The sequence below is a fragment of the Kytococcus sedentarius genome (assembly GCF_041937525.1).
GTDB classification, from domain to species: domain Bacteria; phylum Actinomycetota; class Actinomycetes; order Actinomycetales; family Dermatophilaceae; genus Kytococcus; species Kytococcus sedentarius_A.
This window is the reverse complement of sequence record NZ_CP169391.1, coordinates 16,241-41,659: the sequence shown is the minus strand read 5'-3', so window position 1 is coordinate 41,659 and position 25,419 is coordinate 16,241. Positions and strand designations below refer to the sequence as shown.

The window sequence follows — 25,419 nt, the reverse complement described above, 5'->3', positions numbered from 1 at the left end:
CCCGTGTCCCTCAGAGCTTCTCCACCGGGGCGTAGCGCAGCAGGAGTCGCTTGGTGCCCAGGTCCCCACCGAAGTCGACGTGGGCCATGGCCTTGTCGCCAACGCCGTCCACACGGACCACCGTCCCCAGGCCGAAGGAGTCGTGGGTGACACGGTCCCCGGCCTCCAGCTGGATGACCGTGCGGGTGCGCTCGGGAGCGATCCGCCCGGCCAGGCGCGCCACTGCGGGCTGGCTGGTGGGCGCGTGGGCCCCGACGGCACCCTCGCGCTCCCAGTGGAGCAGGTGGTCGGGCAGCTCGGCCAGGAAGCGCGAGGGCGGGTTGTACTGCGGCGACCCGTAGGCCGAGCGCACCGTGGCCCGCGAGAGGTGCAGGCGCTCCCTGGCCCGCGTGATGCCCACGTAGGCCAGGCGGCGCTCCTCCTCCAGCTCGTCGGGGTCGTTCAGCGCGCGCACGTGCGGGAAGGTCCCGTCCTCGAGGCCGGTCAGGAAGACCACGGGGAACTCGAGGCCCTTGGCACTGTGCAGGGTCATCAGCGTGACCACGCCCGCCTCGGCCTCCTCGTCGGCACCCGCATCCGTGTCGGCCACCAGCGAGACCTGTTCGAGGAAGGCCGCCAGGTGCGTGGTGCCCCCGACCTCGCCAGTCGTGGGGCCATCCGGGTCAGCGGCGGCCTCGTCGAACTCGCGAGCCACCGAGACCAGCTCGGCGAGGTTCTCCAGCCGGCTCTCGTCCTGCGGGTCGTCGGAGTCCCGCAGCTGCTGGGCGTACCCGGTCTGCTCGAGCACGGCCTCCAGCACGTCGGCCACCCCACCGCCGGCCTCGGCCACCGTTCGCAGGGCCTCCAGGAGCGCGGCGAAGGCCTCGATCGCCTTGAGCGAGCGCGTGGCCAGACCGGGGGCGTCCTGGGCCCGCCCGAGTGCCGCGACGAAGGGGATGCGCTCCCGCTCCGCCAGCGCCACCAGCGCCCCCTCCGCCCGATCGCCGATCCCCCGCTTGGGCACGTTGAGGATGCGGCGGAGGTTCACCGTGTCGGTGGGGTTGACCAGCACCCGCAGGTAGGCCAGGGCGTCCTTGATCTCGCGGCGCTCGTAGAAGCGGGTGCCGCCCACCACCCGGTACGGCAGTCCGACCCGGACGAACACCTCCTCCAGGGCTCGGGACTGCGCGTTGGTGCGGTAGAAGACCGCCACGTCGCCGGGGACCGCCTCCTTGCGGTCCACCAACTGGTCGATCCGCTCGGCCACGAAGCTGGCCTCGTCGTGCTCGTTGTCCGCCACGTAGCCGACGATCCGCTCACCGTCGCCGGCGTCGGACCACAGGTTCTTGGCGCGCCGGCGCTCGTTCCGTCCGATGAGCGTGTTCGCCGCCGTGAGGATGGTCTGCGTGGAGCGGTAGTTCTGCTCCAACAGGATGGTCCGCGCCTCCGGGTAGTCGGTCTCGAACTCCACGATGTTGCGGATGGTGGCGCCCCGGAAGGCGTAGATGGACTGGTCGGCGTCACCCACCACGCAGAGCTCGGCCGGTGGCACCTGGTGCTCGGGGCGGGGCTGGCCCGGCTCGGCCACCCCGGTGGCGCCCGCGCCCCCGGTCAGCTCCCGCACCAGCACGTACTGCGCGTGGTTGGTGTCCTGGTACTCGTCCACCAGGATGTGGCGGAAACGGCGCCGGTAGTGCTCGGCGATGGCGGGGAATGCCTGCAGGATGTTGACCGTCATCATGATGAGGTCGTCGAAGTCCAGGGCGTTGGCCTGGCGCAGCCGCTCCGAGTACCGGGTGTACACCTCGGCGATCGCCCGGTCGTAGGGGTTGTTCTCGTTCACCGCCGCGGCAAAGGACTCTGCGTCCACGAGCTCGTTCTTCGCCGCCGAGATGCGGTGGGAGACCGCACCGGGCGGGAAGCGCTTGGGGTCCAGGTCCAGCTCGCGCAGCACCAGGCTGATCAGGCGCTGGCTGTCGGCGGCGTCGTAGATGGAGAAGGTGGACCGCAGCCCCACGGTCCTGGCCTCGCGCCGCAGGATCCGCACGCAGGCCGAGTGGAAGGTGCTGACCCACATGGCGCGCGCGGGAGGGCCCACCAGCGCCTCCACGCGCTCCCGCATCTCGGCTGCCGCCTTGTTCGTGAAGGTGATGGCCAGCACCTGCCCCGGGTGGACCCCCCGGTGGCGCAGCAGGTGGGCGATGCGGTGCGTCAGCACCCGGGTCTTGCCCGACCCGGCCCCGGCAATGATCAGCAACGGGGAGCCCGAGTGGAGGACGGCCTCCCGCTGCGGCGGGTTCAGACCCTCCAGCAGCTCCTCCTCGGTGGGCGGCTTCGGGCGGGCCGAGTGGCGCTGCGGCCGGGCCGAGCCCAGGGAGGGCGGGGGTCCGTCCTCGCGGGCCCAGTCCGGCACCCCATCGGCCCCCACGCCCTGCTCCGGCGCTCCATACCCCGGCGCCCCGGCCGGAGGGTTCGCGGGCTGGCCGAACAGGTCGAGTTCTGCGAAGGGGTTGCTCATGGTGGCCCACATCGTAGGGGGGAGCACCGACAACCCACCCCACCTCCTACGATGGGGCCCATGGACACCCTCTACGAACTGCTCGCCGTCCTCCACCTGCTCGGCATGGCCGCCCTGGTGGGTGGGTGGCTGGTCTCCCTGCGCACCGACGTCATGAACACGGTGATGGTCTGGGGTGCCCGCATCCAGCTGCTCACCGGAGTGCTCCTGGTGGGTGTCGCCGAGATGGGCGACGGCGAGCTGGACCACGTCAAGATCGGCGTGAAGCTGGTCATCTCCATCATCGTCGCCGGCCTGGTGGAGGCCGCCGCCGCCAAGGAGCGCCGCGGCGAGGAGGCCCCCTCCATGCGCAACTCCGCCGGTGGCCTGGCCGTCCTGAACGTCCTGGTGGCCAGCCTCTGGCACCTGTTCTGACCCCGTCCGCTCCCGCACACGGCCCGTCACCCCGAGGTGGCGGGCCGTTGTCGTGCGCGCAGTCGCCGCCCGTGCGACGAGGCGGTCGCCTGATCAGCCCCCCATCGCCGCCCGGGCCCGCCGCAGGTCGTCGGCATTGCGCTCGATGCGGTCGCTCACCCGGGGGTCGTCCAACGCCACCCAGGCCGCCTGCGTGGTCGAGCCGTCCGCGTCGTGCACCACCGGCTCGTGGGCCACGGCAACGCGTGCCGCCCACACCAGGCTGACACCGTGGTAGTCCTCCTCCACCCCGTCCTGCCGCCGACCGGTCCCGGTCCACGAGCGCACGGCCAGGGGCACGGCCTCCAGCAGGTCGTGACCGGTCTCCTCCCACACCTCCCGGGCCAGCGCCTCGGCGAAGGTCTCCCCCGGGTCCACTCCACCGCCGGGCCAGTTCCAGAACTCGGTCTCGCTCAGGGCGTCCCACAGCCCCGTCAACAACACCCGCTCACCGGACGGGTCGAAGACCACCGCGTGGGTGGCCACCCGCTGACGGCGCTGGGCGACCTCGGCCTCCACGACCATCCCCGGCGCTGCGGGCACCGGCAGGTCCGCCGGGTCGTACCCGTCGGTGTAGTCCAGCACCAGCGGCCGGTTGCCGGCGTCGTCCACCGGCCCGTGATCGGCCGTCGGCACCGCGCCCTCTCGCGCGGGCGCCTCGAGCTCCCGGGCCAGCCAGGTGGGATCCACCCCGTGCCCGACGGCCAGGAGGTGCTCGGCCACCCGCACGAACAGCGGGACCAGCCCGGTCGGGTCAGGACGGTGGTAGGTCTGGGTCATCCCCCCATCCCACCACGGTCGCCCACAGGACCACCGGCGATGCGGGATGATGGGCCGTGATGTCCGACCAGTCCCCCACCCCGCACGGCTCCACGCTGCTGAGCGAGGAGCTCGACCCGCAGGGCGCGGGACTCTCCCCGGCCCGCATCGTCTCGGCCGTCATCGGCCTCGCCGTGGCAGCGGTCATCATCATCTGGGGCCTGCCGTGGATCGCGGACACCACCTGGTCCCAGATCGGCCGGCAGCTGCGCCGACTGACCGCCACGGACATCGCCTGGCTGAGTGGCCTCACCGCGGTGGCCGTGCTCTTCTACACGCTGGTGATGACCGGCTCCATCCGCGGGCTGCGCACGGGACAGGCGGTCATCTCCAACCTGGTGGGCACCATGATCTCCACCACCTTCCCCCTCGGCGGCGCGGTCGGCGTGGGCGCCACCTATGCGATGTTCCGCAGCTGGGGCTTCGACCGCAAGGACGTCTCCTCGGCCCTCACCGTGATCGGCGTCTGGAACATCCTGGGCCGGGCGGCCCTGCCCGCCGTGGCCGCGGCGTGGATGCTCTACGAGGCCGTGGGCACCCTCCCCCGAGAGGTGGTGTTCTCCCTCACCGTCGGCGGCGGCGTGGGCGGCGCGCTTCTGCTCGGCTTCGTCCTCACCGTGGCCTCGCGGACCGTGGCCGGCGGGATGGGGTCCTTCCTCGGCTGGCTGGCCACCCCCATCACCCGCTGGCTCGACGTGGAGCGCTCCGACTTCCGCCAGGTGGCCCTGGACCTGCGCTCCCGCATCGCCACCACCGTGCGCACCGGCGGCCTCACCATGACCCTGGGCATGGCCGGCTTCCTCGGCTTCTACGCCCTGGTCTTCTGGCTCTGCCTGCGGTACATGGGGGTGGACATCTCGCCGGTGCAGGCCTTCGCCGCCTACGCGGTGGGTCGGCTGCTGACCGCCTTCCCCATCACCCCCGGGTCGATGGGGGTGACCGAGGCCGGCGCGCTGGCGATCCTCGTGGCCGGTGGCGCCTCCCCCGCCGGCGCCTCGGCGGCCGTGCTGCTCTTCAGCCTGTTCACCAACGTGCTGCACGTGCCCGCCGGCATCGTGGCCGGAGTGGTGTGGATCCTCACCGCGGGCCGGTCACCGGCCCGCCCCCACCTCGGCCGCAGCGCCTGAGGACTCCGTCCTCACTCCCATTCAATTCGAGTTCGGCTGGCGCCTCACTCCCATCCCACCGAGTTCGGCTGGCGCCTCACTCCCATTCGATGGTTCCCGGCGGCTTGCTCGTCACGTCCAGCACCACCCGGTTCACCTCATCGACCTCGTTCGTGATGCGGGTCGAGATGCGCTCCAGCACCTCGTACGGCAGGCGCGTCCAGTCGGCCGTCATCGCGTCCTCGGAGCTCACCGGACGCAGCACGATGGGGTGGCCGTAGGTGCGGCCGTCGCCCTGCACACCCACGCTGCGCACGTCGGCGAGGAGCACCACCGGGCACTGCCAGATGGAGTCGTCCAGACCGGCAGCGGTCAGCTCCTCCCGGGCGATGGCGTCCGCGGCCCGCAGGATCTCCAGGCGCTCCCCGGTGACCTCACCGATGATCCGGATGCCCAGGCCCGGGCCCGGGAAGGGCTGGCGGGCCACGATGGCCTCGGGCACGCCCAGCTCCCGACCGATGGCACGGACCTCGTCCTTGAACAGCATCCGCAGCGGCTCCACGAGTCCGAACTGCAGGTCGTCGGGCAACCCGCCCACGTTGTGGTGGGACTTGATCGTCGCGGTCCCCGCGCCCCCGCCGGACTCGACCACGTCCGGGTAGAGAGTTCCCTGGACCAGCCACTTCACCGGGTGCTCGTCGTCGGTCCCCTCACCGGCCCGGCCGGCCACCACGTCGCGCGCCGCCTGCTCGAAGGAACGGATGAACTCGCGGCCGATGATCTTGCGCTTGGTCTCCGGCTCGGTGACGCCGGCCAGCGCGTCGAGGAACTGGTCGGTGGCGTCCACCGTCACCAGGTCCACCCCGGTGGCCTGCACGAAGTCGGTCTCCACCTGCTCGCGCTCCCCCGAGCGCAGCAGGCCGTGGTCCACGAACACGCAGGTGAGCTGGTCGCCCACCGCCCGCTGCACCAGAGCAGCCGCCACCGAGGAGTCCACCCCGCCGGAGAGGCCGCAGATGATGCGGTCCTCGCCCACCGTGGCGCGGACCTCCTCCACCAGGGTCTCGATGACGTTCTCGTTCGTCCACGCGCCCTCGAGCCCGGCGCCGTGGCGCAGGAAGTTCTCGAGCACCTGCTGGCCGTGGGCGGAGTGCATCACCTCGGGGTGCCACTGCACACCGAAGAGGCGACGCTCGGTGTCCTCGATCGCCGCCACCGGCGCGCCGGGCGTGGAGGCCGTGGTGACCATGCCCTCCGGAGCCTTCGTGGCCGCATCGCCGTGGGACATCCACACCGACTGGGTGGCCGGCTGACCGGCGAAGAGCACGGAGTCGCCCGTCACCTCGGCCGCCGTGTGGCCGTACTCGCGCTGCCCGGTCCTGGCGACGGTGCCGCCCAGGGCCTGGGTCATCGCCTGGAAGCCGTAGCAGATGCCGAACACCGGAACACCGGACTCGAGCAGGCCCTCGGCCAGGCGGGGAGCGTCGTCGGCGTAGACCGAGGACGGGCCGCCGGAGAGGATGAGGGCGGCGGGGCGCTTGGCGAGCACCTCCTCGGCCGGCATGTCGTGGGGCACGACCTCCGAGTACACGTTCGCCTCGCGCACGCGGCGGGCGATGAGCTGCGCGTACTGGGCGCCGAAGTCGACGACGAGAACAGGATTTGCCTGGAGGTCACTCACGGACGCACAGCCTACTGTGCCGCGGCTCTCAGCCCTTGTGGGGGCGACCCCGGCCGGCCTGGAAGGGGCCGTCGATCTGCAGGCGCGCGTCACGGGTCACGCGGCGCTCCATGATGAACGACCAGAACGGGATGCAGCCCGAGAGCATGATCCAGACCATCCGCCCCAGGCCCCAGCCCAGCCCGAAGCAGAGCACGGCCGAGGCCAGCGCGTAGGCCATGAAGATGAAGCCGTGGATGGGCGACCAGATCTCGCTGAGGCGGTGCATGCCGAACCCGTACTTGGCCACCATCACGCCGATCAGCACCAGCAGGGCCAGGGACTCGACGAAGGCCAGCACCTGCCAGACCTTCAGCTTGGTGCGGATGGTGGGGTCGTCGGCACTGTGCGGACGCATCACGGGCTGGACCACGGAAGGACACTCCTGGGTTTCGGAACGAGGCGCCTCAGGCTACCCCTGCCGCTCCGGGTCACCCGCGGGCGCGGGGGGCCCACCGGCCGATGTTTCCGGGTCGCCCTGAGCGGCACGGCGGGACTCGTCGTAGAGCATCCGCACGGCCACCCACACCCCGAACAGGGCGAACAGCCACCACTGCAGGGCGTACCCCGCGTTCTGCCAGTCCCAACCTGCGGACTCCGGGGCGGGCGGGGGCACCACCTGCAGGTCCCCGGGGGCGAACTCGACCGGCTCGGAGCCCGCGGTGACCTCCTGGGCGAACACGTAGCCGTTGTGGATGGGGGCGGGCCACTCGTTGGCCAGCCAGGCCAGGTCCACCGAGCCGTGCACCCCCTCGGCCGAGCCCCGGGAGGTGGAGGGCTCCTCCCCCGCCTCCAGGGCCCCGGACAGCTCCACCGGGCCGGTGAGCTCCTCGGTCAGCGCGGGCGCCCCGGCAGGTTCCCCGGGGAGGAAGCCGCGCAGGACGGCCAGCGAGGCTCCCGCATCGGTCTCGAACCGGGAGACGACCCACGCGCCCTGCTCACCTCCCAACCGGCGTCCGGGAACCACGAACTGCTCGCCGGTGAAGCTGCCGGAGGTCGTGGCCGTCCGGCCACGCTCCGGCGCCGGGAAGGTCGAGCCCACCGGCAACAGCTCCTCGAGCTCACCCGGGGGGCGCTCCTGGGCCGCCTGCGCCACCTCCTGCTGGGCGTTCGACGTCGCGTTCTCGAACTGCCACAGACCCAGGCGCCAGAAGGCCACCAACAGCACCACCACGAGCAGGGCGAGCCCCCACCAACGCGGCGTGCTGCGGAAGTGGCGCCACGCCCGGGCGTGAGGGGATCCGGTGGGAGAGGCTCCCATCACTCGCCGGAACCAGCGGACTCCGCGGTGTCGTCGAAGACCTGGATGGACCCCACGTAGTTGGCCATCCAGACGGTGTGGGTGGCGTCGTCGTAGGTGATGCCGATGGGGTGGTGCCCGGAGGGAACCTCCTGGATCTCCTCCATGGTCTCGGTGTCGACCTTGCTCATGGTGTTGCTGTAGTAGTTCACGACGTACAGGGCCGTGCCGTCACCGGAGATGTCCATGGACCGCGGCTCGTTGCCGGTGTGCACCTGGCCCAGCACCTCACCGGTCTGCGCGTCCAGCTTGCTGATGCGGCTGGTCTCGAACTGCTTGTAGGCACCGGAGGCCACCACGTAGACGTACTTGCCGTCCGGGCTGGTGACGACGTGGCGGATGCGCTGGCCCGGGGTGGAGAAGACCTCGGCCTTCTGGGCCGCGACGTCCACCTTGTAGACGTTCGGGGTGCCCATGGCGGTGGCGTAGGCGTGGCCGTCCGGGTGGAACGCGATGCCGCGGGCCCAACGGCCCAGCGGGATGCGCCCGGTCTCCTTGCCGGACTCCACGTCGATCACCGACAGGTCGAAGTCGCACCAGTTGGAGACCAGCATGGTCTTCTCGTCGGGGCTCAGGGCCGCGTACTTGGGCACCGCACCGGCCTCGATGGCGTTGGTCACGGTTCCGGTGGCGACGTCGAGCTCGTAGATGTAGCCGTGGTCGGTCACCTCACCCTTCTCACAGAGGTCACCGCCGTGGGGGCTGAAGCCCTTGCCGTACATCTGGTAGTTCGTGACGTAGGCCGTGGCGCCATCCTTCGTGAACACCGCCTCCACGGGTGCCCCCTGCACCTCACCGTGCCCCTCCTTGCCGAAGGCATCGAGGTCCACCGTGTCACTGACGGTGTCCACCAGCTCGCGCGACTGAGCGTCGTAGAGCGTCATCGTGTGCTGGTACATCATGTTGTTGGCGATCACGCGGCCGCGGTCGTTGGAGACCACGGACTTGGGGCGGATGTCGCCCTTGATGACCTCGATCTGCTCCAGGAAGGTCTGGTTGGCGGGCTTCTCCGGCGCCGTGGGCTCCAGCGTGCCGGCGCCCGGGTCACCCTGGGCACCCTCGTCGCCGTCACCCTCGGAGCCGCCCTCTCCGTCACCCTCGGAGCCGCCCTCGCCCCCCGACTCACCGGACGGGGACTCCTGGCCCGACTCCCCCTCATCGGACCCACCCTCGGGCGAGGTCTCCCCGGCACCGTCACCGGACCCCTGGTCCTCGCTGTCCGGCGAGGTCTGGCCCTCGCTCGACTCCGCGGGGGCGCTCGTGGGGCTGGACGGGTCCTGCTCCCCCTCCTCCTCACCACCGCAGGCGCCCAGACCGAGCGCGGCCACGGCGAGGAAGGCGGTGCCGACGGTGGTGGCGCGTCGACGGTTGAAGGGGGTGCTGCGCACGTGATCTCCCACGGGTCGAGGTGGCGGCGGTGTCCCGTCCCGGTGGCTCCCGCCCTGTCCTGCCCCGCGGTGCGGCGCAGGGGGCCGAGGATACCCGGGGCGGCTGGGCACCGTGGGCGGTGGCCACCGGAGAAAAGCAGCAGCGCTCCCGGGCCCGGGGGTCTAGGTTCTCCCCCGATGCACTTCGACCAGTTCCGCGTCGGTGTCCCCGACCTGCGCTCCCCCGCCCGCTATCTCCTGTGGCACTTCCGACAGCTGTGGTCGGTGGTGCTCCTCGCCGTGCTCGCCGGGGTGGTCTGGATGCTCTCCGTCGCCCTCATCCCCGCCGCGATCGGCCGGGGCATCGACCACGGACTCATCGCCGGGGACACCCGCCAGCTGCTCACCTGGTCGCTGGTGATCGCAGGACTGGCGGCCGTCTCCGCCGCGAGCGGGGCGGTCCGCCACCGCTACGCCGTCACCAACTTCCTCCGGGCCACCCTCGTCGTGGACCGCCAGACCGCCTGGCACGCCGCCGATGCCGGAGCGGCCCTCCCGCGGGAGGTCAGCAGCGGTGAGGTGGTCACCGTGGCCGCCAGCGACGCCATGAAGGTGGGCGCGGCGTTCGACGTGCTGGGGCGTCTCGCCGGCAGCATCGTCACCTACATGGTCGTGGGCCTCATCCTGTTGAGCTCCTCCGTCACGCTCGGGCTGGTCGTGCTGCTCGGCGTCCCGGTCCTGGTGGCCTGCCTGGCCTTCGTGATCAAGCCCCTGCAGCGCCGGCAGACCGAGCAGCGCGAGGAGGCCGGCACCCTCATCGGCCTGGGCGCCGACACGGTGGCCGGGCTGCGGGTGCTGCGGGGCATCGGCGGAGAGGACGAGTTCCTGCGCCGCTACGTCGTCCAGTCGGAGCGGGTGCGCACGGCCGGGGCCCGGGTGGCCCTGCCCCAGGCGACGCTCGCCGCATCGAACGTCCTGCTGCCGGGGGTCTTCATGGTGAGCGTCACCGCCATCGCCCTCCACGAGGCCTCGGCCGGCCGCCTGCAGCCGGGCGATGTCGTGGCCTTCTTCGGCTACTCGGCCTTCCTGATGACCCCCATCCGCACCGCCTCGGAGGCCGCGAACAAGGTGATCCAGGCCCTGGTGGGCGCGCGGAAGGCACTGCGCGTCCTGCAGGTGGCCCCGGACCACGGCACCAGCACCCTCCACACCGGGCGACCGGCCGGAGCTGTCGCCGGTGGCGCCCACAACGGCGCCACCGGCTCCACCCGGGCGCAGGGCGAGGCGGTGGCCCTCGAGGACCCTGCCACCGGCGTCCGTGTGCAACGGGGCCTGTTGACCGCCCTGGTGAGCGCCGACCCCGCCGCGAGCGCCGCGGTGCTCGACCGCGTCGGGCGGTTCGGTCGCTTCGAGGGTCCGCCCGCCCGACTCGACGGCGTGCCGGTGGACGAGGTGGACCTGGCCGACCTGCGCCGGCGGGTGCTGGTGGCCGAGAACGACGCCCAGCTGTTCACCGGGACGGTCCGTGCGGAGCTCGACCCCACCGGACGGCGCGGCGAGGACGAGCTCCTGGCCGCCCTCCGCACGGCCAGCGCCCTGGACGTGCTCGACGCCCTGCCCGACGGCCTGGACTCCGTGGTCGAGGAGCGCGGACGGTCCTTCTCCGGCGGGCAGCGGCAACGCCTGGTGCTGACCCGCGCCCTGCTGGCCGACCCCGAGGTGCTGGCGCTGGTGGAACCCACCAGCGCCGTCGACGCCCACACCGAGGCGCGGATCGCCGAGCGACTCGCAGCCTCCCGTGCAGGACGGACCACGGTGGTCACCACCGTCAGCCCCCTGCTCCTGGACCACTGTGACGACGTGGTCCTGCTGGTCGACGGGCGGAGCGTCGCCCAGGGGACCCACCACGACCTGATGACGCGTGCCGACTACCGGTCGGTCGTCGCCCGCGGGGAGGACGCATGAGCACCACCACTCCCAACCCCCTGTCCCCCGTCGACCCCGACGACCCCTCCGGTGTCCAGCGCGTGCTGCCGATCGCCGACACCACCTCGGTACGGCGCCACACCGCCGCCACCCTGCGGCGACACCGCTCCCGGTTGCAGGTGATGGCGCTCCTGCACGCCCTGGCCGCAGCCCTCGGCCTGGTCACCCCGTGGATCATCGGCCGTCTCGTGGACGGCCTGACCGACGGGTCGCTCCTGGGCGAGGGGGGCTTCGACCAGGGGCTGCCACTGCTCGCCGGCATGACCCTGGCCCTCCTGGGGCAGACACTCGTGTCCTGGTTCGCCAACCGGGAGAGCTTCGTGATCGGCGAGCGGATCTTCGCCGATCTCCGCGAGGAGTTCATGTCCCGGGTGGTGCGCCTGCCGCTCTCGACCGTCGAGCGGGCCGGCACCGGCGACCTGTTGAGCCGCACCACCGGCGACGTGGAGGCGTTGAGCTACGTGGTGCGCTTCGGCCTGCCGTCGATCCTGGTGGGCACGGTGACGCTGGTGGTGACCGTGGTCGCCTCGCTGGTGACGAGTCCGGTGGTGGCACTGGCCCTGGTGGTCATCCCCGTCATCCTGTTCCTGCCCACCCGGTGGTACCTGCGGCGGGCACCTCGCGCGTACGCCCGCGAGCGGGCCCAGTGGGCCCGGCTCAACGGCGTGGTCGCCGAGAGCGTGGAGGGCGCCCGCACCGTGGAGGCACTGCAGCTGCAGGCGCGCCGCCGCGACGTGTCCGATGGGGTGCTGCGCGACATCCTCGATGCCGAGAAGGCCACCCTCCACCTGCGGCTGCGCTGGTTCCCCTCGCTGGACCTGGCGTTCAACCTGCCGGCCGCAGTGGCCTTGCTCTGGGGCGGGGTGGCCGTCAACCAGGGGTGGGCGACCATCGGCGAGGTCACGGCCGTGGTGCTCTACGTGCAGATGCTCCACGAGCCGCTCAGCCAGCTGCTGGGCTGGCTCGACGAGCTGCAGGTGGCCGCCACCTCCCTGGCCCGGGTGATCGGCATCGCGGACGTCCCGGCCGACCGCTCCCCCAGCGGCGAGCGTCCTGTCGGTGAGCAGCTCACCGCCACCGGCGTGCGCTACCGCTACCGCCCCGACAAGGAGGTGCTCCACGGGGTGAGCCTGGACCTGGAGCCCGGCGAGCGCCTGGCCATCGTGGGGCCCTCGGGGGCGGGCAAGTCCACCTTGGGCCGGCTGCTGGCCGGTATCGACGGGCCCACCGAGGGGTCGGTCACCGTGGGGGGCGTGCCCCTGCTCGACCTGCCGCTGGACGACCTGCGGGGCGAGGTGGCACTGGTCACCCAGGAGCACCACGTGTTCGTGGGCACCCTGGAGCAGAACCTGCGCCTGGCCCGGCCGGGGGCGAGCGACGAGCACCTGTGGGAGGCCCTCGAGGCCGTGGACGCCACGTGGGTGCGGGACCTTCCCGAGGCCCTCTCCACGACGGTGGGGTCGGGGGGGCAACGACTCACCGACGCCCAGGCCCAGCAGGTGGCCCTGGCCCGCCTCGTCCTCGCCGACCCCCACACCCTGGTGCTGGACGAGGCGACCTCCCTGCTCGACCCGCGGGCCGCGCGCCACCTCGAGCGATCGATGGGGGCGGTGATGACCGGTCGCACGGTGGTGGCCATCGCGCACCGCCTGCACACCGCCCACGATGCGGACCGCGTGGCCGTCATGGAGGATGGTCACATCACGGAGCTGGGCGCCCACGACCAGCTGGTGGCCGGCGACGGCGCCTATGCGCGCCTGTGGGAGAGCTGGAGGCAGGAGTGACCACTCCGCTGGAGCCCGGGACCCGGATCGTGGCCGGTGCGTTCACCCTGTCGGGGGTGATGCACTTGGTGCGGCCGCAGGTGTTCGAGCCCGTCATCCCCACTCCCCTGCGCACCTGGGACACCGAGCTGGTGGTGCTCTCCGGGGTGGCCGAGCTGCTCTGCGCCGCCGGGCTCGCCGTGCCGGCCACCCGCGCAGCGGCGGGCGTTGCCTCGGTCGCGCTCCTGGCCGCCGTGTTCCCGGCCAACGTGCAGATGGCGATCGACCACACCCGCCGGGCGCGGCGCCGGCCCACGGCCGGCCGGGTCGCGGTGGCCGCCGGCACCTGGGCGCGCCTGCCGCTGCAGTGGACGATGGTCCGGGCGGTGGCGCGCGCCGGGCGCTGAGGGCTCTCAGGCCCCCTGGTAGGGGGCCAGCACGACCTCCACCCGCTGGAACTCCTTGAGGTCGGAGTACCCGGTGGTCGCCATCGCACGCCGCAGGGCGCCGATGAGGTTGGTGGTGCCGTCGGCGGTGTGACCGGGCCCGGTGAGGATCTCCTCCATCGTGCCCACGGTCTCCACCTGCACCCGCTCGCCGCGCGGCAGGGTCTGGTGGTGCGCCTCGGCACCCCAGTGGAAGCCACCCCCGGGGGCGTCCTTCGAGCGTGCGAGGGCCGCCCCCAGCATCACCGCGTCGGCACCGCACGCCACGGCCTTCACGATGTCGCCGGAGCGCCCCATCGACCCGTCGGCGATGACGTGCACGTACCGCCCGCCGGACTCGTCCATGTAGTCACGGCGAGCCGCTGCCACGTCGGAGACCGCCGTGGCCATGGGGGCGTGGATGCCCAGGGTGAGGCGGGTGGTGTGCGCGGCTCCGCCGCCGAAACCGACCAGCACGCCCGCGGCGCCGGTGCGCATCAGGTGCAGTGCGGCGGTGTACGACCCCGCGCCGCCGACGATCACCGGGACGTCGAGCTCGTAGATGAAGCGCTTCAGGTTCAGTGGCTCGGCCTGGCTGGAGACGTGCTCGGCCGAGACCGTGGTGCCACGGATGACGAACAGGTCCACCCCCGCATCGACCACCGCTCGCCAGTACTGCTGGGTGTTCTGCGGCGAGAGGGCGCCGGCCACGGTCACCCCGGCATCGCGCAGCTGCTGCAGTCGCGCGGCGATGAGCTCGGTGCGGATCGGCGCGCGGTAGGCCTCGCGCAGGGTCGCGCGGGCCTGCGCGGGGTCGGCCTCGACGATGCCGCGCAGCAGCGACTCCGGGTCGTCGTGGCGGGTCCACAGCCCCTCGAGGTCCAGCACGGGCAGGCCCCCCAGCCGGCCGAACTCGATGGCGGTCTGCGGCGACATCACCGAGTCCATCGGCGCCGCCATGACCGGCAGGTCGAAGTGGTACGCGTCGATCTGCCACGCCGTGGACACCTCCTCGGGGTCACGGGTGCGACGGTTCGGGAGCACCGCCACGTCCTCGAAGGAGTAGGCGCGACGCGCCCGCTTGCCACGGCCGATCTCGATCTCGTTCACCCTGCCACCCTACCGGCGGGGCCCCCGCCCGGGACGCCGGTCGGGAGGCCCGCGCCGTGGACGGCCGGCACTCAGCGCGCGGTGTAGTTGGGGGCCTCCATGACCATCTGCACGTCGTGGGGGTGGGACTCGATGAGGCCGGCCGAGGTGATGCGCACGAAGGAGCCGTTGCGCTTGACCTCGGCGATGCTGCGGGCACCCACGTAGAACATCGACTGACGCAGGCCGCCGACCAGCTGGTAGACCACCGCGGCAACGGGGCCACGGTAGGCCACCTTGCCCTCGATGCCCTCGGGGATCACCTTGTCGTCCTCGGACACGTCGCCCTGGAAGTAGCGGTCCTTGGAGTAGGACTGGCCGCGGCCGCGGGACTGCATGGCACCCAGGGAACCCATGCCGCGGTAGCTCTTGAACTGCTTGCCGTTGATGAAGACCATCTCGCCGGGCGACTCCTCGCAGCCGGCCAGGAGCGAGCCCACCATCACGGCGTCGGCACCGGCCACCAGGGCCTTGGCGATGTCTCCGGAGTACTGCAGGCCGCCGTCGCCGATGATCGGCACCCCGGCCGGGCCGGCGGCCCGGGCGGCCTCGTGGATGGCGCTGATCTGGGGAACGCCGACCCCGGCCACGACGCGCGTGGTGCAGATGGAACCAGGGCCCACGCCCACCTTGATGCCGTCGGCACCCGCGTCCACCAGGGCCTGGGCACCTGCCCGCGTGGCGACGTTGCCGGCGATCACGTCGACGTGGGCGGCCGAGGGCTCGGCCTTGAGGCGGGCCACCATGTCGCACACCCCACGGGAGTGCCCGTGCGCGGTGTCCACGACCAGCAGGTCCACCCCGGCCTCCACCAGGGCCATGGCGCGCTCCCAGCTGTCACCCCAGAAGCCCACCGCGGCACCCACGCGCAGGCGCCCCGCATCGTCCTTGGTGGCCAGGGGGTACTGCTCGGTCTTGGTGAAGTCCTTCACGGTGAACAGGCCCTTGAGCACCCCGTCGTCGTCCACCAGGGGCAGCTTCTCGATCTTGTGCTCCGCCAGCTTGCCCAGCGCGTCGTGCTTGTCCACGCCCACCGGGGCGGTGACCAGCGGCTGGCGGGTCATCACCTCACCGACCGGCCGGGAGTGGTCGGTCTCGAAGCGCAGGTCACGGTTGGTGATGATGCCGACGAGCTTCCCCTCCTCGTCCACCACGGGCAGCCCGGAGACGCGGAACCGCCCGCACAGCTCGTCCACCTCGGCCAAGGTGGCGTCCACCGTGGTCGTCACGGGGTCGGAGATCATGCCGTTCTCAGAGCGCTTCACCCGGTCCACCTGAGCCGCCTGGTCGGCGATCGACAGGTTCCGGTGGAGCACTCCGATGCCGCCCTGACGCGCCATCGCGATGGCCATGCGGGCCTCGGTCACGGTGTCCATCGCCGCGGAGAGCAAGGGGATCGCGACCTCGATCCGCTTGCTGATCCGCGTGGTCGTCGCGACCTCGCTGGGGATGACGTCACTCTCCCCCGGGAGCAGCAGCACGTCGTCGTAGGTGAGGCCGATCGGGGCGAAAGAGTCCGGGTTCTCCATGGAGAAATGCTATCTGGCCGCACGCAGTGACCCTTGTCACGGGGTGGCGTGCATGAACGGGGCCACCAGTGGGTAGGTGGACATCACAGCGGGTGCAGAGCGCCCGCTGCGGCGCCCCGCCCCCGGCGTCCTTCCCAGCGAGCGATGAGGTGCACATGGACAGCACGGCACGTCAGCCCGGCCCTGTGGCCGACCTGTGGGACTGGCAGTTCGAGGGGCTCTGCCGGACCACCGACCCGGAGGAGTTCTTCCACCCCGAGGGTGAGCGCGGCAGCGCCCGCCGGCACCGGGACGACCGGGCCAAGAGCGTGTGCCAACGCTGCCCCGTCATCGACCAGTGCCGTGAGCACGCCCTGGCCGCCAAGGAGCCCTACGGGGTGTGGGGTGGCCTCTCGGAGGACGAGCGGGAGCAGGAGATCGCCCGCCGCTCCCGCCGCGGGCTGCGCGGCGCCTGAGCCGTCCTCAGCCGCGTTCCACCAGGATCTCGCCCACCGGGGTGCCCACCACCTCGCCGGGCCTCACCTTGCGTCCGCGCTGGGTGCAGGTCTCGCCCTGCAGGGTGACGTCCCCGGCCTGGATCACCTCGCGGGCGATGGCGCCGTCGTCCACCACGTTCGCCAGCTTCAGGACCTGCCCCAGGGTGATGAACTCGTCGGTGATGGTCACGGTGATCCGGTCCTGTGCAGCGCTCATGTCGCCAGTCTCCCCCATCGACTCCCCCGGACACACGATGCCGGCCGCCCGCCCCGGGTGGGGCCGGCGGCCGGCATCGTGTGTCAGCTCAGCTCAGGTCAGTGGCTGTGACCGTGGCCGTGCCCACCCTCGGACTCGTTCTCCTCGGCGGGCTTGTCGACCACCAGGGTGTCGGTGGTCAGCACCATCGCGGCGATCGAGGCCGCGTTGCGCAGCGCCGAACGGGTCACCTTCACCGGGTCGATGATGCCGGCGGCCACCAGGTCGACGTACTCACCGGTGGCGGCGTCCAGGCCGTGGCCGGCCTTCTGCTCGGCCACCTTGGCGGCGGCCACGTGGCCCTCCAGGCCGGCGTTCTCGGCGATCCAGCGCAGCGGCTGGTTGAGGGCCGACTGCACGGTGCGCACACCGACGGCCTCGTCACCGGTGGTGGAGGAGAGCAGCTCCTCCAGGGCGGCGGCGGCCTGGGTCAGGGCGGTGCCACCACCGGCGACGATGCCCTCGTCGATGGCGGCGCGCGTCGCGGACACGGCGTCCTCGATGCGGTGCTGCTTCTCGGTGAGCTCGGTCTCGGTGTGGGCGCCGACCTTGATGACGCAGACGCCACCGGCCAGCTTGGCCAGGCGCTCCTGCAGCTTCTCGCGGTCCCACTCGGAGTCGGTGTTCTCGATCTCCTTGCGGATCTGGGCCACGCGCTCCTCGACCGCGGACTTCTCGCCGCCACCGTCGATGATGGTGGTGGAGTCCTTGGTCACCTGGATGCGGCGGGCCGAGCCCAGCGCCTCCACGCCGGCGGAGCTCAGCTTCAGGCCGACCTCCTCGGAGATGACCTCGCCACCGGTGAGGATGGCCATGTCCTGCAGCATCGCCTTGCGACGGTCACCGAAGCCGGGGGCCTTCACGGCGGCCACCTTCAGGCTGCCACGCACGGTGTTGACCACCAGCGTGGACAGCGCCTCACCCTCGACGTCCTCGGCGATGATCAGCAGCGGCTTGGAGGTCTCCACGACCTTCTCCAGCAGCGGCATCAGGTCGGCGATGTTGGAGATCTTGCCGCCGTGGATGAGCACCAGCGCGTCCTCGTGGACGGCCTCCATGCGCTCGGAGTCGGTGACGAAGTAGGGCGAGAGGAAGCCCTTGTCGAACTGCATGCCCTCGGTGTAGTCGAGGGTGAGCTCGGTGGTGGAGGACTCCTCCACGGTGATGACGCCGTCCTTGCCGACCTTGTCGAAGGCCTCGGAGAGCAGCTCGCCGACCTCCGGATTCTGGGCCGAGAGGGCGGCGACCTTCGCGATCTCCTCCTTGCCCTGCACGGGGCGGGCGGCTCCGACGAGGTGGGCGTCCACGGCCTCGACCGCGCGCTCCATGCCGCGCTTCACCCCGGCGGGGCTGGCGCCGGCGGCCACGTTGCGCAGACCGTCGCGCACCATGGCCTGGGCCAGGACGGTCGCGGTGGTCGTGCCGTCACCAGCGACGTCGTTGGTCTTGGAGGCGACCTCCTTGACCAGCTGCGCGCCGAGGTTCTCGTAGGGGTCGTCCAGCTCGATCTCACGGGCGATGGTGACGCCGTCGTTGGTGATGACCGGCTGGCCGTAGGCGCGCTGGACCACGACGTTGCGGCCCTTGGGGCCGAGGGTCACCTTGACGGTGTCCGCGAGCTGGTTGACGCCGCGCTCCAGTGCCTTGCGGGCGTTGTCGTTGAATTCGAGCATCTTGGCCATGAGTGGCTCCTCCTGGGATCAGGGAGGTCGACCGAGGTCGGGGGGACCTGCGGGACCTGCGGGGGCGTCCGGATCCTGGGTGAGGAGTCCGGACAGCGGCGCGAGCCACGCCCCGCCCGGGGGGCTGTGAGGGCGTGGCTCGCGGTGGTGGCGTCGGGCTGCCGACGCCTCAGGCGCTCAGCGCTCGATGACGGCCAGGACGTCGCGGGCGCCCAGGATGAGCACCTCCTGGTCGTCGTACTTGATCTCGGTGCCGCCGTACTTGGAGTAGATGACGCGGTCGCCGACGGAGATGTCCATCGGCACGCGCTCGTCACCGTCCTCGTTGAAGCGACCCGGGCCGACGGCGATGACCTCGCCCTCCTGCGGCTTCTCCTGGGCGGTGTCCGGGATGACCAGGCCGGAGGCGGTGGTCTGCTGCGCCTCGACGGCCTTGACGACGATGCGGTCCTCGAGCGGCTTGATGGTGGCCATGGACCTTCCTCTCTCTGCGAACTGCCCGGGAGGTCCCGGGCACACGGTTCTTCTCCTGTCGGCGTCGCCGGACCGTCAGCGGCCGGGTCCGTCGCGGTGGCCCCGGAGCTGGCACCCGACGACGCTGAGTGCCAATGGCAAATCTAGGTCGGCCTCTGGCACTCGGTCAACTCGAGTGCCAGCACTCAGAGCAGGGGCTGGAGAGGCTTGAGGAGCCGCTCCACACCGCGCACCCACCAGCCGCGCTGCCGCCACTCCTCGAGCGTGAGCTGACGGCAGTTGGTGAGGTCCTGGCGGAAGATCTCCTGCATGTGCGCGGCCTGCCCGTCGTTGACGAGCTCGAGGTTCACCTCGTAGTTGCCGGTGAGGGACAGGCGGTCGATGTTCGTGGTGCCGACGGTGGCCCACCGCCCGTCCACCACGGCGGTCTTCGCGTGGACCATGGCGTCCTGGTAGAGCCACAGCTCCACGCCGCCCTCCAGCAGCTGCTCGAAGTAGTAGCGCGCCACCCAGTCGGCCACCACGTGGTTGGAACGCTCCGGGAGGATCACCTTGACGTCCACCCCCCGGCGGCGGGCCTTCAGCAGCTCCTCCAGGATCTCGTTGTCCGGAATGAAGTAGCCCTGCGTGATCCAGACCGACTCCGAGGCACGGTCGATGGCCTCCAGGTACATGCCCCGCACCGGGAAGAGCAGCCGGGAGGGGGCGTTGCGGTGCGCACGCACCGCCTGCCCCCACCCACGCACCCGGTCGTCCGAGAGCACCGGGTGGCTGGGGCGCCGGTGGTGGTTCCAGAAGTCGACGAAGGTGTTCTCGAGCTCGTGCGCCGCGGGGCCGGTGACCCGGACGTGCGTGTCACGCCACTGCGTGGCGTACTCCTCCCCGATGTTGTACCCGCCCACGAAGCCCACCTCGCCGTCCACGACGAGGATCTTGCGGTGGTCACGGCCCCAGTGGCGGGGGCCCAGCAGCACCTGCGGTCGGATCACCGGGTACTCCAGCTTGTGCACCTTCTCGGGCCAGCGCTTGAAGGAGCGCGGGACCACGAGGTTGGCGAACCCGTCGAACACGACGAAGACCTTCACCCCCCGCTCGGCCGCCTCGCACAGGGCCTCCTTGAAGGCCCGGCCCACCGCATCGCCCTTGAGGATGTAGCTCTCGAAGAGGATCTCGTGCTCCGCGTGCGCGATGGCGTCCAGCATCGCCCGGTAGACGTCCTCACCGAAGGTGTAGGTGGTGACGGTGGTCTCGCTCACCGTCTGGTCCACCGGGTCCACCGTCGGGAAGGAGGTGACACGTGGCCGGCGGCGCTTGCGTCGACGGTTGCTCGCGACCAGTCCCGTCACCACCGCGGCCTGCGCGGCAGTCTGCAGTCCGATCCCGTAGAGGACCACCCGGCCCAGGGTGCGGTGTGGCACGTGACCTCCTCGGTCGGCTGCGGTCGTGGCTGCGGCGGTGCTTTGGCGGTGCTTTGGCGCTGCTTCGGTGTTGAGTGGCCCGTGACGGTGCGCCGAGCTCGCGCCGGGGTGCCAGTCTACGGAGCACACCCTCTGGCCTCCGACCTACCGCGGTGGGACACTGTCGGGCCCCGCACCCCGCCGCAAGGAGCCGTCCGTGAGCCCCACCCCCGGTGCCGCCCCGCCCAGCGACGCGGAGCTGCTGGCCTCCGTGGCACCGGGCGCCGACCCGGAGCTCGACGCCCTGCTGGTCCAGGTGGCCGACCGGGGGCTCGATGCCCTGGGTGCGGCCACCGCCCTGAGGGAAGCAGGCGTCGACGCGGCCCGCGCCGCGGCCGCCCTCACCCAGGCCGAGCTCCGGGGGGCCGGACACGCCAAGTTCGGCGACCGCGCTGAGCGGATGCTGTTCACCCGCGCCGGGCTGGAGCAGGCCACCCGCTGGCAGGTGGCGGCACTGCACGCCCGCACCTTCGCGGAGGCGGGCACCACCCACGTGACCGATGTGGGGTGCGGCCTGGGTGCCGACAGTCACGCCATCGCCGCCGCGGGAGCCACCGTCACCGCACTGGAGGTCGACCCCGCCACCGCGGCCGCGGCCCGCCACAACCTCTCCGAGGTGGGGGCCCGGGTGCTGCACGCGGAGGCCGATTCCTCCCTGCAGCCGCCCACGGGGGTCGCACCGGAGCAGTGGGGCCTGTGGTTCGACCCGGCACGCCGCACCGGGGTGTCCGACGTGCACGGTCGATCCCACCGCGTCAGCGGACCCGCCGCCCTGCAGCCAAGCTTCGACCTGGTCCAGGAGCTGGCGGGCCGGGCTGCGCTGACGGGGTGCAAGGTCGGCCCCGGGTGGCGCCACCGGGACGTGCCGGAGGGGGCGCACGCCCAGTGGGTCAGCCACGACGGCGACCTGGTGGAGGCGGTGCTCTGGATGCGGCCGGCCCTCGGCCGCACGGCAGCCGGCGCCCCGGAGGGGGACGGACCCGACCCGGTCACCGCCGCGAGCCGTCCCCGCCCCGGACTCCGCAGCGCCACCCGTCTGGCAGCCGACGGCACCGTGCTGGCCCACGTCGACTCCAGCACGCTGGTGACCGACCCCACCGGGGGTCCGACCCACCGCATCCTCACCAGCACGGACGAGCCGGCCGCGTACCTCTGGGAGCCGGACCCCGCGCTCTCGCAGGCCGGGCTGGCCGGGGTGCTGGCACAGGAGGCCCAGGGGTCGGCGGAGCTCGGCCCGGGGGTGGGGTGGCTGACCGGGCCCGACCCCGGCGACCCGACCTGGGTGCGCTCGCACCGCGTGGTCGACGTGCTGAGCCCCCGCCCCAAGGTGCTCAACGCCTGGGCCCGGGAGCGCGACGTGGGTGAGCTGGTGCTGCGCAAGCACGGCTCGTCCCTGGACCCGGCCCGGCTGCGTCGGCAGCTGCGCACCGGCGGCTCAGAGCGCGCCGTGCTGTTGCTCACACGGCTGGGTGACCGGCAGGTGGCCATCGAGCTGGGGCCCTAGACTCCGCCTCGGAGCACACCGGCGGCACGGGGGAACTCACAGCCGCAGCCGGCTCCGCCCGCACCGACTCGCAGGAGACCCCGTGACCGCACTGGCCCGTCTGAGCCTGAAGAACCGCGCGCTGGTGGCCCTGGCCACGGTGCTCACCCTCATCGTGGGCCTGTTCTCCACCACCTCCCTCAAGCAGGAGCTGCTCCCCTCGCTGGAGTTCCCGCTCGTCGTGGCGGTCACGCCCGTCGCGGGCGCTGACTCCGAGGTGGTCGAGTCGCAGGTGACCGAGCCCATGGAACGGGCGGCCGAGCAGCTCGATGGGGTGGAGTCCGTGGAGTCCACCAGCTCCAACGGGCTGTCGGTGGTGCAGGTGACGCTGGACTACGGCACCTCGCTCGACGACGCGAAGGCGGCGCTGCAGTCCGAGGTCACCGGGATGCAACTCCCCGAGGGCGCCGACCCCCAGGTGATCGTGGGGGCCTTCGACGCCTTCCCCATCATGCAGATCTCCGCCACCGGCGGAGAAGACACCGACGCCCTCGTGGAGCGGCTGGAGACCAGTGTCGTGCCGGCACTGGAGAAGGTCTCCGGGGTCCGCGAGGTGCAGATCACCGGTGTCAAGGACGAGCGGGTCGAGATCACCCTGGACCAGCAGGCTGCCGCGGCGGCCGGGGTGACCCCGCAGACCATTGCCACCGCGCTGCAGTCCAACGGGGTCGTGGTGCCCGGAGGCACCCTGACCGAGGGCGACCAGTCGCTCGCGGTCCAGGTGGGGGCGACCTTCTCCGGAATCGACGAGCTGCGGGCGCTGCCCCTGGCCGCACAGCCCGCCACCGGCGGCGAGGGTGGTCAGGACCCCACCGCAGGGCAGGGGGACGAGAGCGGCCAGCAGGGTCAGGGCGCACCGGAGGGTCAGACCCCGGCCGCCGGCCCGGGTGGCCCGGGTGGCCCGCAGGGCCAGGACCCCACCGCCGGCCAGAGCGCCCAGGCCCCCTCCGACATCCCCACCCTCGGCGACGTGGCGAAGGTCGAGCTGGCCGAGCCGCCCGCCACCGGTTTCACCCGCACCGACGGCGAGGCCGCCGTCACCCTGGGCGTCGTCAAGACGCCGGACGGCAACACGGTGGGCATCTCCCACGAGGTCACCGAGGAGCTCGAGGGCCTCGCCGGCGAGCTCGGCCAGGACGGCCGCCTCACGGTGGTCTTCGACCAGGCGCCCTTCGTGGAGCAGTCCATCCACGACCTGACGGTCGAGGGTCTGCTCGGGCTGGGCTTCGCCATCCTGGTGGTGCTGATCTTCCTGTTGTCCATCCGCCTCACGCTGGTGACGGCGGTGTCCATCCCGCTGTCGCTGCTGGTGGCCATGATCGGACTGCACGTGGCGGGCTACTCCCTCAACATCCTCACCCTGGGCGCCCTCACCATCGCGGTAGGGCGCGTGGTGGACGACTCGATCGTCGTCATCGAGAACATCAAGCGGCACGTGGACGGTGGTGAGGACAAGGCCCAGGCCATCCCGAGGGCCGTGGCCGAGGTCGCCGGCGCCGTGACCTCCTCCACCCTCGCCACCGCAGCAGTCTTCCTGCCGCTCGGCCTGGTGGGCGGCCAGGTGGGCGAGCTCTTCCGCCCCTTCGCGCTCACCGTCGTGGTGGCCCTGCTGGCCTCGCTGCTGGTGGCCCTCACGATCATCCCGGTGCTCGGGTACTGGTTCCTGGGCAGCCCGGCGCGGGGCGGCGTCTCCGAGGAGGAGCGCCAGAAGGCCCTGCACTCCGACGACCCGGACTGGCTCCAGCGCGGTTACCTGCCCGTGCTGCGGACCGTCATCCGGCGCCCGTTGCTCACCTGCCTGGCCGGACTGCTGGTGTTCGCCGGGACGCTGGGGATGGCCGGTTTCGTGAAGACGGACTTCCTCGGCTCGGCCGGTGACACCCAGGTGACCATCACCCAGGAGCTGCCCGCCGGCACCACCCTGGAGGCCACCGACCAGGCCGCCCAGCAGGTCGAGGAGGCGCTGTCCGGCATCGAGGGCGTCAAGACGGTCACCGCCACCGTCGGCGACTCCGGCGACGGCGCCTCCGCCCTCATGGGTGGTGGGGCGAGCTCCTCCCAGTTCTTCGTCGCCATGGACGAGGAGGCGGACTCCGATGAGGTGCGCACCCGCATCGAGGAGGCAGTCGCCGACGCCGAGGGCACCGTCCGTGTCTCGGGCGCCTCGGAGGGGCCGGCATCGGGTGAGACCGAGGTGGTCGTCCGCTCGTCCGACCAGGAGGCCCTGGAGACCGCGGCCCGCGACGTGGAGGAGGCAGTCGCCGGGGTCGAGGGCGCCGAGGAGGTCACCAACAACGTGGCCGACACCGTGCCCGCCGTCCGGGTGACCGTCGACCGCCAGGCGGCCCTGGCCGCCGGCCTGCCCGAGGCCCAGGTGGGCCAGCTGGTGGGCGGCGCGCTCAACGGCGCCCCGCTCGGTGAGGTGACCCTGCAGGACGAGGCCCGCCAGGTGGTCGTGCAGCAGGGTGAGAAGCCCGCCTCGGTGAAGGAGCTGCGCGCGCTGCCCGTCGGCGCCGGCCCGCAGGGCCCGGTCACCCTCGGCGACATCGCCGAGGTGGAGCAGGTGGACTCCCCGGTGAGCATCACCCGCACCGACTCGGAGCGCTCGGCCACCATCACCACCGTCAACGGCACGGACAACCTGGGCACTTTCACCCAGGAGCTCACCACCGCCATCGATGGGGTGGACGTGCCCGAGGGCGTGGAGGTCACCCTGGGTGGCGTGAGCGAGGAGCAGAACGAGGCCTTCGCCCAGCTGGGGCTGGCCATGCTCGCGGCCATCGGCATCGTGTACCTGATCATGGTGGCGGCCTTCCGCTCCATCGTGCAGCCGCTGATCCTGCTGGTCTCCATCCCGTTCGCCGCCACCGGCGCCATCGCCCTGCTGATCATCACGCAGATCCCGCTGGGTGTGGCCGGCATGATCGGTGGTCTGATGCTGGTGGGCATCGTGGTCACCAATGCGATCGTGCTGATCGACCTGGTGAACCAGTACCGCGAGCGGGGCATGTCCGTGGAGCGGGCTGTCGTCGAGGGTGGGCGCCACCGCCTGCGGCCGATCCTCATGACGGCGCTGGCCACCATCTGCGCCCTGCTGCCGATGGCGTTCGCCCTCACCGGGGGTGGCGCGTTCATCAGTCAGCCGCTGGCCATCGTGGTGATCGGTGGCCTGGTGAGCAGCACGCTGCTGACGCTGCTGCTGGTGCCGGCGCTGTACGTGCTGGTGGAGCGGATCGCCGCGCGGTTCACCCGTGGCGACGGCCGCCGCGCAAGGGCCGAGGAGTTCGACGGCGCGGACCCGGTGGAGCCGGCCGCTCAGCCGGCTCCGGCCACCACGCCCGGCACGGCCACCGGCCGCGGCGGGTCGACCGCCCTGGACGGCTGGCGCCCCGCCGGCGCCTGAGGTCACTCGCCGCC

Annotated in this window: 20 protein-coding genes; 8 read left to right on the top strand and 12 right to left on the bottom strand. The window is 72.1% G+C overall.

The window, feature by feature from the left end; genetic code table 11:
* Positions 1 to 10: 10 nt before the first annotated feature.
* Positions 11 to 2,497: a DNA helicase PcrA gene (gene pcrA / locus ACEY2A_RS00165; protein WP_374928884.1), complete on the bottom strand. Its 2,487-nt coding sequence runs from the start codon at positions 2,495 to 2,497 to the stop codon at positions 11 to 13.
* A gap of 60 nt (positions 2,498 to 2,557) precedes the next feature.
* On the opposite strand from pcrA, the gene ACEY2A_RS00160 reads away from it, so the two are divergent.
* Positions 2,558 to 2,911, top strand: coding sequence for a hypothetical protein (locus tag ACEY2A_RS00160; RefSeq protein WP_374928883.1), 354 nt, complete (start codon positions 2,558 to 2,560; stop codon positions 2,909 to 2,911).
* A 93-nt stretch (positions 2,912 to 3,004) separates the two neighbouring features.
* On the opposite strand, the gene ACEY2A_RS00155 is transcribed toward ACEY2A_RS00160, so the two are convergent.
* Entirely contained in the window at positions 3,005 to 3,730 is a 726-nt protein-coding gene (locus tag ACEY2A_RS00155) for an NUDIX hydrolase (RefSeq protein WP_374928882.1), read from the bottom strand.
* 59 nt (positions 3,731 to 3,789) lie between these two features.
* On the opposite strand from ACEY2A_RS00155, the gene ACEY2A_RS00150 reads away from it, so the two are divergent.
* Positions 3,790 to 4,896 (top strand): YbhN family protein, encoded by a 1,107-nt coding sequence (locus ACEY2A_RS00150; RefSeq protein ID WP_374928881.1) that lies wholly within the window; start codon positions 3,790 to 3,792, stop codon positions 4,894 to 4,896.
* 76 nt (positions 4,897 to 4,972) lie between these two features.
* On the opposite strand, the gene guaA is transcribed toward ACEY2A_RS00150, so the two are convergent.
* The 4 genes from guaA to ACEY2A_RS00130 are packed head-to-tail and all read right to left on the bottom strand — an operon-like array spanning position 4,973 to position 9,283.
* Positions 4,973 to 6,556, bottom strand: a complete 1,584-nt coding sequence (gene guaA / locus ACEY2A_RS00145; protein ID WP_374928880.1) for a glutamine-hydrolyzing GMP synthase — start codon at positions 6,554 to 6,556, stop codon at positions 4,973 to 4,975.
* A gap of 28 nt (positions 6,557 to 6,584) precedes the next feature.
* Positions 6,585 to 6,968: a DUF3817 domain-containing protein gene (locus ACEY2A_RS00140; protein WP_374928879.1), complete on the bottom strand. Its 384-nt coding sequence runs from the start codon at positions 6,966 to 6,968 to the stop codon at positions 6,585 to 6,587.
* A 39-nt stretch (positions 6,969 to 7,007) separates the two neighbouring features.
* A complete protein-coding gene (locus tag ACEY2A_RS00135; RefSeq protein ID WP_374928878.1) occupies positions 7,008 to 7,856 on the bottom strand; it encodes an SURF1 family protein in 849 nt (282 codons plus the stop codon).
* Positions 7,856 to 9,283, bottom strand: coding sequence for a cytochrome D1 domain-containing protein (locus ACEY2A_RS00130; RefSeq protein ID WP_374928877.1), 1,428 nt, complete (start codon positions 9,281 to 9,283; stop codon positions 7,856 to 7,858). Before ACEY2A_RS00130 ends, ACEY2A_RS00135 begins: the two co-directional genes overlap by 1 nt.
* A gap of 177 nt (positions 9,284 to 9,460) precedes the next feature.
* On the opposite strand from ACEY2A_RS00130, the gene ACEY2A_RS00125 reads away from it, so the two are divergent.
* From ACEY2A_RS00125 to ACEY2A_RS00115, 3 genes are read left to right on the top strand one after another with little or no spacing between them, the layout of a single operon-like run.
* Positions 9,461 to 11,227 carry an ABC transporter transmembrane domain-containing protein gene (locus ACEY2A_RS00125; protein WP_374928876.1) on the top strand — a complete coding sequence of 589 codons (1,767 nt, stop codon included), beginning with the start codon at positions 9,461 to 9,463 and terminating at the stop codon, positions 11,225 to 11,227.
* Positions 11,224 to 13,032: an ABC transporter ATP-binding protein gene (locus ACEY2A_RS00120; RefSeq protein ID WP_374928875.1), complete on the top strand. Its 1,809-nt coding sequence runs from the start codon at positions 11,224 to 11,226 to the stop codon at positions 13,030 to 13,032. The genes ACEY2A_RS00125 and ACEY2A_RS00120 overlap by 4 nt, the downstream gene beginning before the upstream one ends.
* The gene (locus ACEY2A_RS00115; protein ID WP_374928874.1) at positions 13,029 to 13,418 is read left to right on the top strand and encodes a DoxX family protein; all 390 of its coding nucleotides are present in this window, start codon (positions 13,029 to 13,031) and stop codon (positions 13,416 to 13,418) included. Before ACEY2A_RS00120 ends, ACEY2A_RS00115 begins: the two co-directional genes overlap by 4 nt.
* A 6-nt stretch (positions 13,419 to 13,424) precedes the next feature.
* Here ACEY2A_RS00115 and ACEY2A_RS00110 read toward each other — a convergent pair whose 3' ends face one another.
* Positions 13,425 to 14,546 carry a GuaB3 family IMP dehydrogenase-related protein gene (locus tag ACEY2A_RS00110; RefSeq protein ID WP_374928873.1) on the bottom strand — a complete coding sequence of 374 codons (1,122 nt, stop codon included), beginning with the start codon at positions 14,544 to 14,546 and terminating at the stop codon, positions 13,425 to 13,427.
* Positions 14,547 to 14,617: 71 nt separating this feature from the next.
* Positions 14,618 to 16,114: an IMP dehydrogenase gene (guaB, locus tag ACEY2A_RS00105; RefSeq protein WP_374928872.1), complete on the bottom strand. Its 1,497-nt coding sequence runs from the start codon at positions 16,112 to 16,114 to the stop codon at positions 14,618 to 14,620.
* Positions 16,115 to 16,269: 155 nt separating this feature from the next.
* Between guaB and ACEY2A_RS00100 the strand changes: the two genes are divergently transcribed.
* Complete coding sequence (locus ACEY2A_RS00100; protein WP_374928871.1) at positions 16,270 to 16,569, top strand: WhiB family transcriptional regulator; 300 nt, start codon at positions 16,270 to 16,272, stop codon at positions 16,567 to 16,569.
* A 7-nt stretch (positions 16,570 to 16,576) separates the two neighbouring features.
* On the opposite strand, the gene ACEY2A_RS00095 is transcribed toward ACEY2A_RS00100, so the two are convergent.
* From ACEY2A_RS00095 to ACEY2A_RS00080, 4 genes are all read right to left on the bottom strand, one after another.
* Positions 16,577 to 16,807, bottom strand: coding sequence for an RNA-binding S4 domain-containing protein (locus ACEY2A_RS00095; RefSeq protein WP_374928870.1), 231 nt, complete (start codon positions 16,805 to 16,807; stop codon positions 16,577 to 16,579).
* A gap of 98 nt (positions 16,808 to 16,905) precedes the next feature.
* Positions 16,906 to 18,528: a chaperonin GroEL gene (groL, locus tag ACEY2A_RS00090; RefSeq protein ID WP_374928869.1), complete on the bottom strand. Its 1,623-nt coding sequence runs from the start codon at positions 18,526 to 18,528 to the stop codon at positions 16,906 to 16,908.
* 177 nt (positions 18,529 to 18,705) lie between these two features.
* A complete protein-coding gene (groES, locus tag ACEY2A_RS00085; RefSeq protein WP_012802227.1) occupies positions 18,706 to 19,002 on the bottom strand; it encodes a co-chaperone GroES in 297 nt (98 codons plus the stop codon).
* 185 nt (positions 19,003 to 19,187) lie between these two features.
* Entirely contained in the window at positions 19,188 to 20,420 is a 1,233-nt protein-coding gene (locus tag ACEY2A_RS00080; RefSeq protein WP_374928868.1) for a phosphatidylserine/phosphatidylglycerophosphate/cardiolipin synthase family protein, read from the bottom strand.
* Between the two features lie 196 nt (positions 20,421 to 20,616).
* Between ACEY2A_RS00080 and ACEY2A_RS00075 the strand changes: the two genes are divergently transcribed.
* Together ACEY2A_RS00075 and ACEY2A_RS00070 are read left to right on the top strand one after the other, a co-directional pair.
* Entirely contained in the window at positions 20,617 to 21,963 is a 1,347-nt protein-coding gene (locus ACEY2A_RS00075) for a methyltransferase domain-containing protein (RefSeq protein ID WP_374928867.1), read from the top strand.
* A gap of 82 nt (positions 21,964 to 22,045) precedes the next feature.
* A complete protein-coding gene (locus ACEY2A_RS00070) occupies positions 22,046 to 25,405 on the top strand; it encodes an efflux RND transporter permease subunit (RefSeq protein WP_374928866.1) in 3,360 nt (1,119 codons plus the stop codon).
* Positions 25,406 to 25,419: the final 14 nt, after the last annotated feature.

Excerpts from the sequence above, each read along its gene's own strand:
- pcrA (WP_374928884.1), bottom strand. The coding sequence starts at position 2,497 with ATGAGCAACCCCTTCGCAGAACTCGACCTGTTCGGCCAGCCCGCGAAC.
- ACEY2A_RS00160 (WP_374928883.1), top strand. The coding sequence starts at position 2,558 with ATGGACACCCTCTACGAACTGCTCGCCGTCCTCCACCTGCTCGGCATG.
- ACEY2A_RS00155 (WP_374928882.1), bottom strand. The coding sequence starts at position 3,730 with ATGACCCAGACCTACCACCGTCCTGACCCGACCGGGCTGGTCCCGCTG.
- ACEY2A_RS00150 (WP_374928881.1), top strand. The coding sequence starts at position 3,790 with ATGTCCGACCAGTCCCCCACCCCGCACGGCTCCACGCTGCTGAGCGAG.
- ACEY2A_RS00135 (WP_374928878.1), bottom strand. The coding sequence starts at position 7,856 with ATGGGAGCCTCTCCCACCGGATCCCCTCACGCCCGGGCGTGGCGCCAC.
- ACEY2A_RS00125 (WP_374928876.1), top strand. The coding sequence starts at position 9,461 with ATGCACTTCGACCAGTTCCGCGTCGGTGTCCCCGACCTGCGCTCCCCC.
- ACEY2A_RS00120 (WP_374928875.1), top strand. The coding sequence starts at position 11,224 with ATGAGCACCACCACTCCCAACCCCCTGTCCCCCGTCGACCCCGACGAC.
- guaB (WP_374928872.1), bottom strand. The coding sequence starts at position 16,114 with ATGGAGAACCCGGACTCTTTCGCCCCGATCGGCCTCACCTACGACGAC.
- ACEY2A_RS00100 (WP_374928871.1), top strand. The coding sequence starts at position 16,270 with ATGGACAGCACGGCACGTCAGCCCGGCCCTGTGGCCGACCTGTGGGAC.
- ACEY2A_RS00095 (WP_374928870.1), bottom strand. The coding sequence starts at position 16,807 with ATGAGCGCTGCACAGGACCGGATCACCGTGACCATCACCGACGAGTTC.
- groL (WP_374928869.1), bottom strand. The coding sequence starts at position 18,528 with ATGGCCAAGATGCTCGAATTCAACGACAACGCCCGCAAGGCACTGGAG.
- groES (WP_012802227.1), bottom strand. The coding sequence starts at position 19,002 with ATGGCCACCATCAAGCCGCTCGAGGACCGCATCGTCGTCAAGGCCGTC.